Origin of the sequence: Shewanella sp. SM87 (assembly GCF_025653705.1) — a bacterium.
Taxonomy (GTDB): domain Bacteria; phylum Pseudomonadota; class Gammaproteobacteria; order Enterobacterales; family Shewanellaceae; genus Shewanella; species Shewanella oncorhynchi.
In genome coordinates this window covers 24,651-40,992 of sequence record NZ_JAKKSC010000018.1, presented here as the reverse complement: position 1 = coordinate 40,992, position 16,342 = coordinate 24,651, and the positions used below count along the sequence as shown (strand labels likewise).

At 45.6% G+C, this 16,342-nt stretch carries 14 protein-coding genes and 3 pseudogenes; 9 read left to right on the top strand and 8 right to left on the bottom strand.

Going from position 1 to position 16,342, the window contains the following annotated elements:
* The first annotated feature begins 43 nt into the window (after window positions 1-43).
* A complete protein-coding gene (locus tag L5M11_RS14925) occupies window positions 44-418 on the top strand; it encodes a PH domain-containing protein (RefSeq protein ID WP_105250128.1) in 375 nt (124 codons plus the stop codon).
* 159 nt (window positions 419-577) lie between these two features.
* Here L5M11_RS14925 and L5M11_RS14920 read toward each other — a convergent pair whose 3' ends face one another.
* Window positions 578-2,974 carry a toxin-antitoxin system YwqK family antitoxin gene (locus L5M11_RS14920; RefSeq protein ID WP_263192616.1) on the bottom strand — a complete coding sequence of 799 codons (2,397 nt, stop codon included), beginning with the start codon at window positions 2,972-2,974 and terminating at the stop codon, window positions 578-580.
* A gap of 180 nt (window positions 2,975-3,154) precedes the next feature.
* On the opposite strand from L5M11_RS14920, the gene L5M11_RS14915 reads away from it, so the two are divergent.
* Window positions 3,155-3,283 (top strand): hypothetical protein, encoded by a 129-nt coding sequence (locus L5M11_RS14915; RefSeq protein WP_006080295.1) that lies wholly within the window; start codon window positions 3,155-3,157, stop codon window positions 3,281-3,283.
* 207 nt (window positions 3,284-3,490) lie between these two features.
* A pseudogene (locus L5M11_RS14910) lies at window positions 3,491-3,652 on the top strand (cupin domain-containing protein); the annotation flags it as partial.
* 10 nt (window positions 3,653-3,662) lie between these two features.
* On the opposite strand, the gene L5M11_RS14905 reads toward L5M11_RS14910, so the two are convergent.
* Complete coding sequence (locus L5M11_RS14905; protein ID WP_263186917.1) at window positions 3,663-4,553, bottom strand: IS982 family transposase; 891 nt, start codon at window positions 4,551-4,553, stop codon at window positions 3,663-3,665.
* Window positions 4,554-4,644: 91 nt separating this feature from the next.
* Between L5M11_RS14905 and L5M11_RS14900 the strand changes: the two are divergent.
* Window positions 4,645-4,734 (top strand): annotated as a pseudogene (locus L5M11_RS14900) (cupin); the annotation flags it as partial.
* A gap of 13 nt (window positions 4,735-4,747) precedes the next feature.
* Here the strand turns inward: L5M11_RS14900 and L5M11_RS14895 are convergent.
* The 4 genes from L5M11_RS14895 to L5M11_RS14880 form a co-directional block, all read right to left on the bottom strand.
* Window positions 4,748-5,920, bottom strand: a complete 1,173-nt coding sequence (locus tag L5M11_RS14895) for an AAA family ATPase (protein ID WP_263192614.1) — start codon at window positions 5,918-5,920, stop codon at window positions 4,748-4,750.
* Window positions 5,921-6,003: 83 nt separating this feature from the next.
* A complete protein-coding gene (locus tag L5M11_RS14890) occupies window positions 6,004-7,170 on the bottom strand; it encodes a dipeptidase (RefSeq protein ID WP_263179480.1) in 1,167 nt (388 codons plus the stop codon).
* A gap of 176 nt (window positions 7,171-7,346) precedes the next feature.
* Window positions 7,347-7,787 carry a SufE family protein gene (locus L5M11_RS14885; RefSeq protein ID WP_263192612.1) on the bottom strand — a complete coding sequence of 147 codons (441 nt, stop codon included), beginning with the start codon at window positions 7,785-7,787 and terminating at the stop codon, window positions 7,347-7,349.
* Between the two features lie 69 nt (window positions 7,788-7,856).
* Entirely contained in the window at window positions 7,857-9,206 is a 1,350-nt protein-coding gene (locus L5M11_RS14880) for a cysteine desulfurase (protein ID WP_263192611.1), read from the bottom strand.
* Window positions 9,207-9,552: 346 nt separating this feature from the next.
* On the opposite strand from L5M11_RS14880, the gene L5M11_RS14875 reads away from it, so the two are divergent.
* The 5 genes and pseudogenes from L5M11_RS14875 (at window position 9,553) to L5M11_RS14850 (ending at window position 14,765) form a co-directional block, all read left to right on the top strand.
* Window positions 9,553-11,253, top strand: a complete 1,701-nt coding sequence (locus tag L5M11_RS14875; RefSeq protein WP_263192610.1) for a methyl-accepting chemotaxis protein — start codon at window positions 9,553-9,555, stop codon at window positions 11,251-11,253.
* A gap of 279 nt (window positions 11,254-11,532) precedes the next feature.
* Window positions 11,533-12,372 (top strand): MipA/OmpV family protein, encoded by an 840-nt coding sequence (locus L5M11_RS14870; RefSeq protein ID WP_317629876.1) that lies wholly within the window; start codon window positions 11,533-11,535, stop codon window positions 12,370-12,372.
* Window positions 12,373-12,381: 9 nt separating this feature from the next.
* Window positions 12,382-12,770 (top strand): annotated as a pseudogene (locus L5M11_RS14865) (DUF3019 domain-containing protein).
* A 1-nt stretch (window position 12,771) separates the two neighbouring features.
* Window positions 12,772-13,476, top strand: coding sequence for a response regulator transcription factor (locus tag L5M11_RS14855; protein WP_263192606.1), 705 nt, complete (start codon window positions 12,772-12,774; stop codon window positions 13,474-13,476).
* Complete coding sequence (locus L5M11_RS14850; protein WP_263180369.1) at window positions 13,473-14,765, top strand: ATP-binding protein; 1,293 nt, start codon at window positions 13,473-13,475, stop codon at window positions 14,763-14,765. The genes L5M11_RS14855 and L5M11_RS14850 overlap by 4 nt, the downstream gene beginning before the upstream one ends.
* 261 nt (window positions 14,766-15,026) lie before the next feature.
* Here L5M11_RS14850 and L5M11_RS14845 read toward each other — a convergent pair whose 3' ends face one another.
* Window positions 15,027-15,485, bottom strand: coding sequence for a CC0125/CC1285 family lipoprotein (locus L5M11_RS14845; protein ID WP_028761861.1), 459 nt, complete (start codon window positions 15,483-15,485; stop codon window positions 15,027-15,029).
* 21 nt (window positions 15,486-15,506) lie between these two features.
* Window positions 15,507-16,280, bottom strand: coding sequence for an outer membrane protein OmpV (ompV, locus tag L5M11_RS14840; RefSeq protein ID WP_317629875.1), 774 nt, complete (start codon window positions 16,278-16,280; stop codon window positions 15,507-15,509).
* Window positions 16,281-16,342: the final 62 nt, after the last annotated feature.

Below are 16,342 nucleotides of genomic sequence, written 5' to 3'. Positions count from 1 at the left end.
AGATATCTTATTGAAAATAATATCAATAATAAGGGATGTTAAAATGGGATTGTTAGACGGTTTACTCGGTAATGCTGCTGAGGTTGATTTACAGGAATTAGCCGAGGAATTAAGGCCTATCATGGGCATTCAAGAAGAATTAAAACTCGCCTACAAAGTGATCCGTGATTTGTTTATTTTCACCAATAAACGCCTGATCTTAATTGATAAGCAGGGACTTACAGGCAAGAAGGTTACTTACCATTCAATACCTTATAAATCTATTACCCATTTTGAAGTGGAAACGACAGGGCATTTTGATATGGATGCAGAGCTTAAAATTTGGATCTCAGGCCAGAGTGAACCTTTAGTCAAAGAACTCAAGCGTGGCACGGATGTCGTGGGTATTCAAAAGACTATTGCCACTTTTGCACTTTAGTTTTTTTGCACTTTAGTCTTAGTGCTGCGACTTAGATTCATTTAGTGCTATCAAGCTTGGAATTGTTATCGCAAGCTGACGGTTAATGTGAGTAAGGTAAGCCAAGTTTTATCTGGGCTTACCTATCCTCGCTATCGAGTGTGATTCAAATCTGCTTGATTAATTTAACACTATCCTACTTGTGCTAGTGGAGTGCTCTATCGGTTCGCCCGCCATAGTATAGGTTTCGGAAAGCTTGAGTTTGCCTTGCTCATCGTATTGATTGTGGATGCCGACCCAGAATTGCTCCTGTCCCTGAATTTGTAAATTACCTTCTTCGGCAATCTGGCGATTGGGATGATAGCGTTTCATTGCATAAAGTTTGCTTTCATCATCAAATTTTAAATGATAAGCCAATATGGGTTCTTCGGTGTGAGCGGCGACATCTGCTATTGTTTTATCTTCTCGCTGTTTTGTCGTGGCATTGCCATTGGGGGCGTGATACTTCTGACGAGATAAATATGCGTTATTTCTACTATTGCTAGCATGATGTTCGCTGTTATCCGTACGGTTATTTGGTCCGTTACTTTGCCCATCAGCATCGTCTTCATCATAGTCATAACTAGGATTTTCTGGGCTATCCCATTCAGGTTCTTCATCTTCCTGAGTTGCTATATTTTCATGGAAATCAAAGTAGTGACGGCTTTCTATCAGTTGGCCTTGTTCATCTAGCCAGGCTTCGCGGTACACTTTTCCTTGGGGCGTAAAACGTTGCCAATGGCCGATATCGAGGTAACGACCATTAGTAATTTGGATTGTGCCAGTTTCTAAAATTAAACCTTGAGGGGACAAGGATTTAGAGCTAAATAAATCCCCTTGCGTACGGGTGAGTAACCAGCGAATGGCACCATCTTCATAGTATTCGATGCGAGTATCGGCAATACCTTCTTGATAGTATTCCCTTTGATTATTATCAAGATTATAGCCGCAGCGGGTATTCGAGTGACTCTGATAGGATTCGAGGATCCCTTTGTTATTATAAAAGCTGGACTCTTTGAGGTAGCCTTGGCCATCACGAACTTCATATTCAGAAATTGTACGTATCGTGCCATCTTCATAAAACCAGCGAGCAGTGCCATCACGGTTGCCCTGTGTGTGCGGTAGGTACATCTGAATTTGCTGGTTTTCGTGGTATTCAATAAAAGGGGCTACCGAGAGGTTATTTTTATATTGGCCTTCGGCCGAAAGCACGCCACTTTTATAATAGCTTTTAAACAGACCTTCCCTTAGTCCCTTTTCAAGATAGATCTCAAGGGCGAGTTGACCATTGTCGTGATACCAAAGGGCCATGCCTTGTTCTTTACCATCCTCAAAATAGATTTTTTCTTCAAGTTGACCATTGGGATACCATTTTACATGTTCGCCATGTAATTGGCCTTCGGTATTGAAGGGTTCACGCCATGCAGGCTTACCTGAGTCGTAAAACTCTTCAATGACTTTGCCCGTCACATCATTAAACACTTTTTGTTTAATCGCTCCATTGGGATGATACCAAACGGCTTCATATTCATAGCCTTGGTTGTAATATCTTTCAGCTTCTAGTGAACCATCAAGGTAATATTGTTTTTCAATTCCGTGGATAACATCTTGCACTAAGGGCCGGATCAGCTGTATTTTTCCAGATTCATAGTAGCGAGTTAATGTATTGATATAATAGCCATTGCTATCTTGTTCGGCGGTTTCTTTAAGCTGACCATTGCCATAAAAGTATTGAATAAATTGACCTTGGGGATGGCGATCTTCTATTTGATTGATCTTGCCCTCATGGTCGTACCACGTTTGTGTTCCAAGTTGCTGATCATGAATAAAGTTACCTTCAAATAACAGGGTACCTAGGGCATTGAATTGGCGGGTCACGCCATTACGTTCGCCAAAATAGTTTGAATCGACGGCTTGGGTAAGTCCTGGGCTTTGGGTGATGATTCTAAGTATACCTGCACCTTCTTCAGTATTGAGTTGGTGAAAAATGCGGTGCAGTTGGCCTGTTAGGCTGGCGTAATCTTGAATATCGCCTTGCACTATATTGTCTGCATCGAGGGTAAAGTGGCTTATCAATAATGCATCGAGATTGTTAAGCTCAACTTGCCACAACGCCTTTATTTGGCTGTTCTTTTTGGGGGTGATACTGCACACTTTTACCTTGTCGAGCCAAAAGTGCTGCTCGGGGAAAGGGAATTGATTGCTGATTTCGAGGCGGTCGAATTCGGTATGGTGGAAGTCGCAGCATTCATTGGCGTTTTCCCAGCCCAAGAGTTCTATGACTTGAGGCGTATCATACTGATAGAGAGTTAAGCCGTGGTCGGCATTTTCTTCGCAAGAAGTTGCGTCTGCCTTTGTCGCATGGATTTTTAAGCTGAAGTAGCGCTGGAATAGCGGTGCAGCGACTGACGGCTCCTGCGTTAAATCTTGTTCTTGGCTGAGTGTTTGTGATTCAGTTTGAAGATGAATGTCTTTTGGATCGCGGCTAGTTTGGTTTGAGGGAAATAACTTGGCTTTGAGTGCGCGAAACAACGACATTGGGGGAAATCTCCATATCCATATGTAAAACAATAAGCTTATCTGAGTGATACTCATGGCAACTGAGTATTTCTGTGCGCATATCATAGCGGTTTATGGATTCGTTTCTCAATGCTTGATTGCTCAAAATACCGTTTAATCAGAGTGGCACATTAATAAAAGCAGAGGAATAAAGACAAAATGCTTGATAACTTTTTTGCAAAATTACCCACAGATTTATCGGCGGAAGTGTTTGAAAAACTGGCGGGTAATGACACTGTGACCATAGAACGCATCGTTTCCAATGGGCAATATACCCAAGCTACCTGAAGATACGAGTTTCAGAGCGCTTAGGGTGCTTCAATTCAAGGCGCATCAATGACAGAATGTCGGCCACCTTCTGAATTGATGCAACACGGAAGTGGAGTGCCCTAAGCGCTCCGTCCCGGCGGGTTTTAACGCACTCTATGCCGTGTTGGCTATTTTTAACTTAGTCCACTAGGTCTGTAAATAGCCGCCTTGCCTAAAGTGCGTTAAATTCCCGCTGAATCCTGCATCTTCAGGTGGTTTGGGTATCTACCCGAAGGTCAATGGTACGATCAAACTCAACATGAATGGGTGATGCTGCTCAAAGGCGAGGCGACGCTTGAATTTGAACAAGGTGAACCCGTTACGCTAACCCCTGGAGATTACTTAACCTGAGATCGGTTTAACTAGCCATAACTGTAATAGCATTAAACTCCGCATTAGTGAGGTTCAGTTGTGGCTTATTGTCTTTCAATTGATAGGCGATGAGTCCCGCAATCATATTGAGCATAAAACCATGCACGCTGCGGTGTCTTGAGTGCTCTATTTGAGAGATATTTTTTAACTGGTCGTTGATGGTTTCTATGATAAAACGTCTCGACAGCATCGCTCTATCCCACAACGACATTGCCTTCGCTTTCATATTCTTACGCACGTTCGTCACCAACTTCACGCCTTTCTCAAGCAATTCACTGGACAGCGCTTTACTGATATACCCTTTATCTGCATAGAGTTTATTCATGTCACTGTGCACCATCTCATTCACCGGTTTTGTGTCATGTACATTCGCTGGGGTCACTTTGGCCGCCACTATTCCGCCTTGATGATTCACAATCAAATGCAGCTTAAAGCCATAGAACCAACCCATGGTGCCTTTACCTCTGCACGCCAGCCCCGCCAAGGTTTTATGGCGATGAATACGTAGGTTATGACACACTTTGATGCTGGTTGAATCTACAAATTCGATGCCAGTGGGGTCACTCTTGAGGCTGGCAAAGTAGCTGCAAAGCGGCACTAAAGCAGTGGGCATCACCTCAAGAAAGCGGGTATAGCTGAGTAAATTGGGAAAAGCGGATTTGTAGAAATGAGCCAGATAGCCGATGTAGAAGTTCTTGAAATCACGGTGGTGGGACATCTGAAAAAGTAAGATGATGGTCATCACTTCGCTCATCGTCATACGGCCAGCGCGATGACGCTTGCGTGTACCATCGATTAACAGCGTTTTTTCCCATTCTGGAATAAAAACAGCGCAAAAATCATCGACATCGCAAAACACTTCCACTAATTTATGCATAGGCCCTCCGGTGTGATGGGGTTTCTCTTGGTCGAAAGATCCGATCACTTGGAGGGCTATTAGTTCAACATTTCTTATCCCGAGTTCAGGTTACTTAACGATTCCGCCCCATCAAAAACATCGAGTCGCTTCGACTTCTATAAGTTCAGAAACCCTATGGCTCGCGGTATTTTACGATTGATTAAGGCTATAGGTTAACGATTCTGCCATAGCCAACTGGGCGTATTGAGTAAGTCTTGGCCTTGGATCTGCGTTTGGCCTAAGGTTTTGTCTAAGGCCAAGGTATTGCAGTGTTCAAATTGGCTTAAGGCATTGATAAGCCGATTAGCATGGGAAACCACCCACAACTGGCACTCTTCCGATACCTTAGCGATTAAGCGTGCAAGCGCAGGTAATAAGTCGGGATGTAGGCTAGTTTCTGGTTCGTTTAGCACCATAAGCTCTGGCGGCCTTGGGGTGAGTAGGGCGGCAATTAATAGCAAATAACGCAAGGTGCCATCCGACAATTCACTGGCATTGAGTGGCCTTAATAAGCCATTTTGATGAAATGCGAGTACTAAAATACCGCCCGCTTGGGGTTCAATGCGAACTTTAGCACCGGGAAAAGCATCGCTCACCGCATGATCAAAAGCCGCTTTATCACCTATCTCAAAAATGGTTTGAATTGCTGATGCAAGGTCGCGCCCATCGTGGTGCAATACTGGCGTGGCTGTACCTAATTGTGGACGACGGGCTGGCGCTTCTGCATCGGTTCTGAAGTGATCGTAAAAACGCCATGCGCGGATACTATCGCGAAGTTTTAGCACTTCAGGGCTGCGCTCTGGATCGGCAAGTTCGGTAAAAATACTGTCGCCGGTTTGCAGGTGTGCGCCTAAGGTTACCCAGCCTTGTCCGTCAGCACTGCGACTCTTCACCATAGGACCACGGCGCTCAACCAATACAGTTGAGGGTCGATACTTAGGCCCGTTCCAAATGGCTTCGCGCTTGATTTGTGGATCTAAGCCAAACAGCGTGGTGGCGTCGGGTTTGGGTAAACCGAGTTCAATAAGATAGCTAAAATCTTCGCCAGCAAATCCAAGCTTTAGGCGTTTTGGCGCTTGCCTGACGGTGGCTTCAATGGCAGTGTCGCCTGCTAGCATACTTTTGGTGGGGTTTTCTGGTCCCGCCCAAAAGCTGGAGTCGAGTCCGCCTTCTTGGGCTAAAGCATTGACAACGCCGCCTTGCGCCGTTTGTGCGAGTAAACGTAGTGCCTTGTATAGATTCGATTTACCACTGCCATTCGCCCCAGTGATCAAATTGAGTTGCCCTAGGGGCAAGACGATTTCACGCAGAGAGCGATAATTGAAAATAGCGAGTGTGGTCAGCATAGAATATCCAAGACTGAAACAAGCTGATAAACCAGTAAATTTATCGACAAAGTAAATTAAACATGACGATAAAACAATGGCATTTACAGTAGCACTTTGTTGAGCACTCTTTGCCAGTTACCACCCATAAAACGGTCGCGGTCGGTAGATTTAAAGCGCGCCTTGGCTAAGGCATCGTCGATACGGCTCATGCGGTCGATATGATTCAGCTCGGGGATTACTACATGCCTTGGCTCTGCATCAAAACCTAGCACGCCTTTCGCCCTCAGGCTGTACCACCATTCTTGATATTCTTTAATGCCTTTGGCGTTGTCATTACCCAGTGCCAGTAGGTTTTCTTGGCCACGGAGCGGGAAGTCATTCGCGATTGCCACGCAGTCCACTCCACCAACACGCATAACGTATTCCAGTTGTCGAATATAATCATCAATCGTGGGCACGGCATTATTGGTGAGCCAGAAACTCATCATAAACACGCCGAATACGCCGCCGCTATCGCCGATGGCGCGGATCACTTCATCGGGGGAACAACGGGCATGGTTTACTATACCGCGCGCTGCGCCGTGGCTTTGCACTATGGGTGATTTAGTGATTTTTGCGACATCTAAAGCGGTTTGAGCGCTGGAGTGACTCACATCGACTAAGATATTGGCGTGATTGAGTTTGGCGATAAGCTCGTGCCCGTGGGCCGTGAGTGGTTTATTGAGTCCGCCACTGGCATCATTATCTAAGGCGCCACCGGCAAAGGTATTGCCGTAATGGTGGGTGAGTTGCAGTACGCGTAGCCCTTGTTGATGAAACTCATCTACCCGCGCCCACTGGTTAGCTTCACTGTCTTCTTCGACACAATCTGCGCCTTGGATTTGAAAGTATACCGCAGTGCGCTGGCTGTCGCGTGCACGTTGAATATCTCGTCCCCTCAGGCCTTGCAGTAAAATATCGGGATGATCGCTCACCCGTTTAGCGGCCTGCTTAATGCTTTCCATGCAAGCTTTATAGGTGCGTTTGTAGTTTTGAGTGCCATCGGCTTGTTCTATGGTCTCAATAGCCGAAATATCGCAAAGATAGGCATCGAGCTTAGCGGCAGTTACATCACTTAAGTCATCGGGAAGGAAAGATAAACCATCGACATATATCCGCCTCTGTGCGGCGGCAAAGCTAGGTAAACTGGCGAGTGGACTTAACAGAGTTGCTGCGCCAAGACCTTTAAGGAGTGTACGACGGTAGTGATTGACTGCCTTGATGGGCATGCTCGGTTCCTATCAATAACGCAAATGTAACTTCTTTATACCTTTTTAGGGCGTAGAAGTCTTTGATTAAATCCCTTTTTTGGCCTTTGCCCCTGAGCTAGAGTTGTGATTATTTGTTGTTGCCGAGTGGTTTCAATTATCGCTTGTCGCAGTAAATGAAAACCCTCGGGTTATGATTATCGAGTGGCTTCAACCATTGCTTTTGCCAGTGAGTTAAGGCCGTTGGTGCGCGATGGGCTGAGCTGACCTTCTAGGCCCAATTGTTTGAAGTAAGCTGTAGGATCAAATGCTTGGATTTCAGCGCGGCTTTTGCCATGGCAGGCACCAAGTAATAATCCAATCAATCCCTTAACGATGCGGGCATCGCTGTCGGCTAAATAATAGTGTTTGCCAGCCTGTTCTAGATGGTAAATCCACGCATCACTCTCGCAGCCTTTTACTTGAGCGGTCTCGATGCGAAGCTCAGGGCTTAAACTTGGTAAGTCTTTCCCTAGCAACATAATTTGGCGATATCTTTCCTGCCAGTTAGGGGCATTGGTAAAACGCGCCAGTAAGGTTTCGGCATCTTGCACTAAATAGTGAAAATCGGCCTCATTTGGCATGATTGAATCTGTCATAGGGCTAAATCCTGTCTCATTTATCTTGAGCATCGTATGAGTGGCGTAGATCAGTGGCTAAATGCTGGATTACAGCAGCAAGTCTTTTACCGAGGCTAACGCGGTAATAAAGCGGTCGATATCGTCTTTATTGGTGTAGATACCGATAGAGGCGCGGCAACAGCCCTTAAGATTCAGGCTCTGCATTAATGGCATGGCACAATGATGGCCACAACGAACGGCAACCCCTTGTTGGTCCAGCAAAATGCCTACATCTTGGTGATGTTCACCGGCAAGATTAAACGCGACTACACCGATATTGTCATCAAAGGCGCCGTATAAATGCACTTCACCGAGCGCGCGCAATTGGCTTTGTAAATAGTTAACTAGTTCAGCTTCATAAGCTTGAACCTGCGGCATGAGCTCGGTTTGTAAAAATGTAATGGCCGCGCCCAAACCTATGACTTCAGCAATCGGCGGTGTGCCCGCTTCTAAGCGATTCGGCAGGTTGCCAAATTCTGTCGCCTCAAAACTCACGCGTTTAATCATCTCGCCTCCAGTTAATAGTGGCGCGAGATTATCTAAGGCGTCGAAACGGCCGTAAAGCACGCCAACACCAGTGGGGCCATACATTTTATGCCCCGAGAAGACGTAAAAGTCACAATCGATTTCAGTCACATCCAGCGTTAAATGCGCCACTGCCTGCGCACCATCAACTAAGGTGATAGCACCTTGTTTTTTCGCTAACTGCACTAGCTGAGCCACGGGATTGACTGTACCTAGGGCGTTGGAAACATGGCACAGGGCGACGATTTTAGGCTTTAACTCGAGCAAGGTTTTATAGGCGTTGATATCTAAGCGGCAATCCTGACAGAGCGGGATTGGTTTAATGATTGCCCCTGTGCGTTTCGCCAGTTCCTGCCAAGGCACGATATTGGCGTGGTGAGCGGCGGCGTCGATTAATATCACATCGCCAGCGCTTAATTGGGTAGTCAGTCCAAAGGCGACTAAGTTGATTGATTCTGTGGTGCCGTGGGTAAAAATGATTTCTTCGCGGCGTTTTACCTTCAAAAATTGCTGCAACTGATCGCGCACTTTCTCATAGCTTAAGGTCGAACGCGCTGATAACTGATGCGCTGCACGGTGCACATTGGCATTGTCGTTGGTGTAAAACTGTGCCATGGCATCTAACACCATTTGCGGCTTCTGGCTGGTGGCTGCTGTGTCGAGATAACATAGGGGATAACCATCAAGCATTTGATTTAACGCTGGGAATTGCGACCGAATCTGAGCATTTTGCTGATATGCTTCAGATGAGCCAAGTGTCACTGTGGTATCAGGCATAGCACTCGCCGAGGCATGGGATGTTTCAATGTCAGCCATTGTATTCGTCGCTGTGTGAGTCACAGTATTTGGCGTAGGCGATGCAGGTTGAGTCATGGGCGAGGCTAAGGGCAATGAAAAAGGCCAAGGGATCTTCTGTGATCTGCCATGTGAATGCAAGTTTTAGCGGTTTGTTGAGGCGTTGGTATCGGACAGTGGTATTGAACGCCTAATTTCACTAAGGTCTGTTCAAACTGTTGCCTAATAGATATTTCGCACGCCTTAAACGGTTTTAGACTCTAACGTATCATTGAGCTTAGCTATGATGCGATTTTTCTAATGTTTAAGTTTCTCTTTTAAATTCAGCTAATACTTTAGGCTCAATTCATCCACCTAAAGTTAAAACTCCGACTATCCTAAATTGGACGTCCTTCGTTGTCAGTGTTTGCTGGAGAGTAGTTTTATGGTGAAGTTTTTAAAAGACTTACGGATTAAACATAAGATGATCGCCCTCGTTGGGGTGATGTTAGTACTGATCTTGATTTTGTCTGGATTTAGTCTGTTGAAGATGCAGCGTGTATCGGAGGAAATTCATGGCATTGCAGAAGAGAATATTCCATTAGTCAGGCTATCGACTGACATCACCATTAAGCAGCTTGAAAGCTCTGTCATTCTAGAAAAAGCGTTTCGTGCCGCGGATGTTGACGCCGTATCCAGCCCACTCATTCTAGCGGCTTTTATTGCGGATGTTGTTCAGCACAATGAAGACATTAGCAAGGAGTTGCTCTCGACTCAAACCATGCTTGGAGAGGCATTAAAAAACGCTAAAACTCCTCAAGTACGTGAGAAAACACAGCAGCTAAATCAAGATATTGACACGATCATTCAACATTTTGCAGATTATAAAGTCCTGCTTGGCACCGTTATTTCGGGAATTCAGCAAAAAGAAGACCATACCGCTTTAGCTAAGCGGGTTGAATCTTTAGAGGAAGCGCAAAATGTGTTTAATGCTGAGCTAAGTCAATTCGTAGAACGTTTAGCGTTGATGACTCAAGCTGCAGTTTCTGTAACAGAGGAAGAAGAGCTTAGGGCCATTTATGGCTTAACGATTATTTCGATAGTGTCTTTAGTCATAGGATTATTAATTGGCATCGCTTGCAGTCAATACATGGTCAAATCTATCAATCGGTTACGTAATTCTGCCGCCATGATGGAAAAGGGCAACTTTAACCAAGAGCTGCGCGTCGATTCCAAGGATGAATTAGGCGAACTTACCGTCAGTATGAATCAAATGGCGTGGACTTTAAGTAAAACTGTTGGCCAAGTGATTGCTCGAAGTGAAGAAATTGCCTCTATGGTGACTGAGCTTAATGCGGTGGCCGAGAATAATCGTGAGGCCATGTTGAGGCAGCAGGATAACACTGACCAAGTCGCCGCCTCTATGACCCAAATGGCAGCAACGATCACTGAAGTGGCGAGTAGTGCAGAAACTGCTTCGTATTCAGCGGGACAAGCTGAGCATAAAGTGAAAGAAAGTTGTGAGGTTGTCGATGCGAGCGAAAAAATCTCGAAGCAGTTGGTTGCCAGCGCCCAGTATTCGAATCAACTTATTCAACAGGTTCAGGCGAGTACGGGAAAAATCCTCAACTTTGTTTCTGTGGTCGATGCGATAGCTGGGCAGACGAACTTATTAGCTTTGAATGCATCGATTGAAGCGGCGCGGGCGGGAGATCAAGGTCGTGGTTTTGCTGTCGTTGCCGAAGAAGTGCGGGCATTGGCAACGCGCAGTCAAACGGCCACGCAGGAGATCAGCGATCTTATCCAAACACTCGTGAAAGATGCCAAATCCTCAGTCGAATCCTTCGCCAATAACGATAAGCAAATCAGTGAGTCATTACTGCTCGTTAATCAAGCCAAGCAGCACTTATTTGAGATTTTAGATGCGTTGACTGAACTGACTCAGGCTAATACTCAAGTCGCGACCGCCAGTGAGGAGCAAGCCGTGACCGCCGAAGATATTAGTGAGCGCATTAATGCGATTCGTGATTCGGGTGAGTTGGTACTCAGCAGCGCTAACGAAACCGCGAAAGCCAGTGAGTCACTGTCTAACCAGGCTAATTCATTGAGGGAAACGATGCAGCAGTTTAAGGTGCGAGTTGTTTAAATGTATTAGCCCATAATTCAGTGTGCCAACGACTGACAGCGGTTAACTTAACTGCGCCACTTCATCTAGCTTGAGCCTCATTTGTGCCTTAACTCAATGTGAGGTGTGTATATCCCCAAACAATTTGAAGATGCAGGATTCAAGTTGTTTGGGATATAGGTCTCTCTTGTTATCCGACACACAATTGCCGTAAAAATGATACTGGTTGTGCAGTGACTTGCAACAAACTGTTGTAATATGTAGCGCTAAATAACGACTAAAAATGTGAATTAAATGGGCATGCGTATTCTTTGGCTTCTTGTGTTAACGCTGAGCATTCTTCCTCGAACTGCTGCGGCATCAGATATTGCGAGCAGTGTTACTGGAGGAACTAATCGCCTTGCTGATGGCGGTGATTTTGAGCTAGGCATGAGTGTTTACGGGATTAATCAAGTCGATGTTCGGCAAACGGATTCTGGTTCTGCACAGTTGTCGCTGTTAGTCAGTGGCATGTACCAGTACAAAGGGCTGTTTGTTGAGATGATCCATCAATCTCAAGATGGCATTAATCTGGGATTTAATCTTTGGAGCTCAGAGGATTGGTCATTAGAACTGCTATTGGCTAACTTACAAGGTTCATGGTCCCGTCCTGATGTGGATCCCAGTACGCTGGATGAAGTTGGCCGCAATGCTTATCTACTATCGGAAGATTCTCTCTATGTTGGTGCCGGTTTTCGTGCCACACGTTATTGGGGCGATAACTATGTTTTTCAGTATAGGTTAGTATCTGATTATTATGATGATCAAGGTATTCAAAGTTCTGCAAGATTGGGTAAGTCCTGGCAGGTTCGTAATTGGAATTTTCACGTATTGGGGAGCGTAGGTTACTCATCTGCCACCTTGAATCGCTATCTTTTTGGGATAAGTAAGGAAGAAGCCACTGAACGCTTTCCTGAGTATCGGCCAGATAGCTCTTTCAGTTACGGCATGGAGTTAGGAGTTGCCTATCCGCTGAGTGAAAATTTTGTCTTTCGGGCTATGTATCGCTTCAATGTGTTATCCCAAGAAGTGACCGAGAGTCCCTTCAATCAAGCGAGTTATACATCGTATTTTAATGCTTCTCTTAGCTATGTGTTTTAGGAGGAGGGCATGAACCGATTCTATCAATTGTTAGCGGTAGTGATGCTGAGCGCGCCTTTTTTGGCTTGGAGTCAGGATGATGCCGTTATTTTTACCGCAACCCCAGAACGCTGCATTGCACTGCATAAAGGGCAAACTTGCTATCAAGATGTATTGTTCCGATGGCAGACACCCGCGAGCGGCGAGTACTGCCTCATACTGACAGACCGTCAGCACCAGTTAACCTGCTGGACTGGCAAAGCTATGCAAGAATATCAATATAGTTTTGAAGGGTTAAAACGGCGACTTTTAGTCTTATCCGTAATGATGATGTGCAACCGCTCGCGCAAGTTAAAGTGGTCGTGACATGGGTTTATAAGGCCCCTAAACAGAGTCAGTCCGGTTGGAGGTTATTCTAATATGTCAGTTGCAAAGCATATCTTAGTCGTAGAGGACGATACCTCACTGGCAGAGTGGATCAGTGATTATTTACTGGATCACGGTTACGGAGTCACAGTGGCCAGCCAAGGTGATTTTGCCTTAGAGATGATTGTCGATGAGATGCCTGACTTAGTGCTACTCGACGTGATGATGCCCGTTAAGAATGGCTTCGATGTGTGTAAGGAGGCCAGGGCATTTTATACTGGGCCCATTTTATTTATGACGGCTTGCGTTGAGGACGGCGATGAAATCCGCGGGTTAGATGCCGGTGCTGATGATTACCTCACTAAGCCGATTCGACCACAGGTGCTGTTAGCGCGGATAAAGGCCCTGTTACGCCGAGTGAGTGATGAGGAGCAAAAGCAGCAATTAGTGTTTGATTCTTTAGTGTTAAATGCGACGGCAAAATCAGTCACTATTGATAAACAGCCGCTGGATTTGAATGCCAATGAGTTTGATGTCTTGTGGCTGCTGGCATTGAAGGCGGGTACGATAGTGAGCCGGAATGAATTGGTGGCTCAACTGCGGGGCATTGAATACGATGGCCTAGACCGCTCGGTGGATATTCGCATATCGCGCTTACGCAAGAAGTTGCAGGAAGCGTTGAGCCAGCCCTATAAAGTCAAAACCATTCGTGGCAAGGGATATTTGTTTTGCCGCGATGAGGCCGAGCAAGCTTTATGAAGAAGTTAATGACTTCTCTGGTGCTGGTCGTGCTGGTGGCCATTGCCAGCCTAGGCTGGTCGATAAGTGAGTTTGCAACACTTATTGATCCTGATAATGAAACGTCTAGCCCAGCAACTCACCTCGCGGCATTAAAACTGCTGGGCGGCTCACTGGCGCAAACGTTAGATAACGATCCCGCCCCAAATAATGCGTTTATAGACAACTGGAATCAGCGAAATGCAGATCAATTGTCTTTGGTGAATGAAGCGGATTTTGTCTTACCCTCAGCCCTAAAGACAGAGTTTTATTCAGGGGAATCATTATTGCTGGAGTCCGATGACGGCATCTCTTTGCACTATTTATTGCCTAAAACGGGTCAGGTGCTGAATATCAATACCCAGATAGTGACGCCAGCCGATGTGAGTTTTAACGCGAATAAGCTGTATACCATGCTTTTTTATGGCGGTGTGGTGGTGATTTTGTTGGTGTGGGTGTCTCCTTTAATCCGCCAACTGGTTAATCTCAGTAAGGTGACTCAAGCATTTGGTATGGGAGAATTACAGCAGCGAATTGTGGTCAGTAAAGCGTCCTACATAGGCACAATAGAAAGCGAATTCAACCGTATGGCAGATCGCATCCAGCAATTAATCGATGACAATAAATTGCTTAGTCGGGCAGTTTCCCATGATTTAAAAACTCCGATTGCGCGGCTGCGATTTGGTATTGCGGCGTTAGAAGAAACCCAAAGCGAACAACTTAGGGTGAAGTATTTTCAGCGATTGAACCGCGATCTGGACACTATGGAAGAGTTGGTCATGACACTGCTCAGCTATGCCCGCCTCGATGAGGCGAATATCCAGCCCGATTGGCAGTCGATTGAGCTCAATGCTTGGTTACTCGAAAAGTATCAAGGTCAAGTGTACCCCGATTTTTCAGTTGAACTGGTTCCCTATCCCACAGCGCTCAAGATCAAGACAGATCCCAAGTACTTATCAATGCAGGTGAATAATTTGCTCAATAATGCGCTGCGTTTTGGTAAGGCAAAGATTCGGCTGACGTTGGCATCGGAAGATGGGATTGCGTGGTTACACGTTGACGATGATGGCCCTGGCATAGATGAACAGGAATCTACTCAAGTGATTAAACCTTTTGTGCGTGGTCAGCACAGCCGGGGAAATTCCGGTCATGGCATGGGTCTGGCGATTGTCGATAGAATTGGTTGTTGGATGGGGTCCCCATTACGTATTGGCCGTGCTCCTGACTTAGGTGGGGCTCGCATGTCACTAAAATTCAAGGCTGAAGTTTAAAGTTGGGGTTTAATACGATTGGTATAATGCGAGGTTTGAGCCGTTTTTGTCTGTTTCTTTAACATGAGCTGAAGCGAGCAATGCGGCTAGGCCTACGTAATCTAATCTGCTGAGTTGATTTAGAGATAGAGGCAGAATGACTCAACTCACTATACGAATGAGTGCCTAACGAATTGGTGCTGAACAGGGGGGATTTATAAATAAAACGCACCAGCCTTGATACCTAACGAGAATCTAGACTGGTGCATTTTTGATGAGCAATTAACTTTTCACATTGACATTGTTAAGTATGTAATCTGTTTCATAGATGCGGGAACTCGCATTTTCTGGCTTGCTATGTAAACCTGTGACTTCGACCATGACAGAGGTTTCTTGATTCATCGTCGAACTCCCCCACAAGATATCCTTACTCGCGCTCGCTCCTACTCCAAACTGGCCAATTGCATCACGATCGGTTTGTTCGTGAGTAAAAGTGAAGTAGTTATAACCCGCTTGTTTGCATAACTCTGCTGACTTACGCATGACGTACTTTCGGGCCAATGCGCGGTCAGTGTTGGTATTGCCAACAAAGCTTATCTGCCAGCTATCGGGTGCAATCTGTGCGGTTTCAAATCCTTTACCGAAAGACCAAAATTGCTTTTCGGTATCGTAGGAAGTGGCACAAGCTGAAAGCATCAGAGCTAATCCAGCACATAAAAACGTTTTTCTGATAAGTGTCATGGTCTTGTCTCGTCAGGTTGTTTAGAAGCTATAGTTCACGCCAAGGGTAGTAACCCACTGGTTGTTACTGTCTATTAGCGGAGAGTCTGCCATGTTGGCACCTATGTACGAGTAACCTGTGGCTTGAGTCATATCTAAATGCTTAGTGACTGGAATAACCAAAGCGTAGCCTAGCTTATATGCAAAGGTGCCGTCGGCTTGATAGGCAGGGCGCTGCGCCGTAGCTTCAGATGACGTCACACCTGTGTAGTAGTTTGCGAAGTCTTTACTGAAGTAGTGCACACCTGCATAAGGCACCAGATCACCGAAGCCTACATTTATTGGATGGTAATAGGTGATATCAGCCTGAAAACCATCATAAATATTGGTGACATCGTGTTGGAATTTGGTTGATAGCGTGCCATTTCCTAAATGAATGTCGGCGTTTAAACCCAGATCACCACTGAATTTGCGATCCTTCATGCCCGTTAAAATATCCGCATCATCGGCATCAAAGCCGGGATTGGCAACGGCAAAGATACTGAAATTAACGGCACTATCGTTCGTGCCTAAAAAGCGGTAGTTGATGCCGGACAGATCGGCGTTGAAGTCTTCACCGTGGTAGCCGCCATTGAGGTAGGCACCTGTTTGGTGATCTTGACCCTTATAAAACTGACTACCAGTAGCAACACCTGCGCCAGCAAAGAACTGATCTTGATGACTATAGATATTACCGTTACGAATGTAGGTATTGCTTTCAGCAAGAGCGTGGCTTGACATCAAAACACTTGTGATTACAAAGCAAAGTTTTTTCATTTTTTTATCCTTAAGACATCTGTCTAGTGACTGTGATGCCACTATATTTCACTTCTTAAAAG

What these genes read in the sequence shown, in the direction of transcription:
- L5M11_RS14925 (WP_105250128.1), top strand. Translation starts at nt 44, where the DNA reads ATGGGATTGTTAGACGGTTTACTCGGTAATGCTGCTGAGGTTGATTTA.
- L5M11_RS14920 (WP_263192616.1), bottom strand. Translation starts at nt 2,974, where the DNA reads ATGTCGTTGTTTCGCGCACTCAAAGCCAAGTTATTTCCCTCAAACCAA.
- L5M11_RS14915 (WP_006080295.1), top strand. Translation starts at nt 3,155, where the DNA reads ATGCTTGATAACTTTTTTGCAAAATTACCCACAGATTTATCGGCGGAA.
- L5M11_RS14905 (WP_263186917.1), bottom strand. Translation starts at nt 4,553, where the DNA reads ATGCATAAATTAGTGGAAGTGTTTTGCGATGTCGATGATTTTTGCGCT.
- L5M11_RS14895 (WP_263192614.1), bottom strand. Translation starts at nt 5,920, where the DNA reads ATGCTGACCACACTCGCTATTTTCAATTATCGCTCTCTGCGTGAAATC.
- L5M11_RS14890 (WP_263179480.1), bottom strand. Translation starts at nt 7,170, where the DNA reads ATGCCCATCAAGGCAGTCAATCACTACCGTCGTACACTCCTTAAAGGT.
- L5M11_RS14885 (WP_263192612.1), bottom strand. Translation starts at nt 7,787, where the DNA reads ATGACAGATTCAATCATGCCAAATGAGGCCGATTTTCACTATTTAGTG.
- L5M11_RS14880 (WP_263192611.1), bottom strand. Translation starts at nt 9,206, where the DNA reads ATGACTCAACCTGCATCGCCTACGCCAAATACTGTGACTCACACAGCG.
- L5M11_RS14875 (WP_263192610.1), top strand. Translation starts at nt 9,553, where the DNA reads ATGGTGAAGTTTTTAAAAGACTTACGGATTAAACATAAGATGATCGCC.
- L5M11_RS14870 (WP_317629876.1), top strand. Translation starts at nt 11,533, where the DNA reads ATGCGTATTCTTTGGCTTCTTGTGTTAACGCTGAGCATTCTTCCTCGA.
- L5M11_RS14855 (WP_263192606.1), top strand. Translation starts at nt 12,772, where the DNA reads ATGTCAGTTGCAAAGCATATCTTAGTCGTAGAGGACGATACCTCACTG.
- L5M11_RS14850 (WP_263180369.1), top strand. Translation starts at nt 13,473, where the DNA reads ATGAAGAAGTTAATGACTTCTCTGGTGCTGGTCGTGCTGGTGGCCATT.
- L5M11_RS14845 (WP_028761861.1), bottom strand. Translation starts at nt 15,485, where the DNA reads ATGACACTTATCAGAAAAACGTTTTTATGTGCTGGATTAGCTCTGATG.
- ompV (WP_317629875.1), bottom strand. Translation starts at nt 16,280, where the DNA reads ATGAAAAAACTTTGCTTTGTAATCACAAGTGTTTTGATGTCAAGCCAC.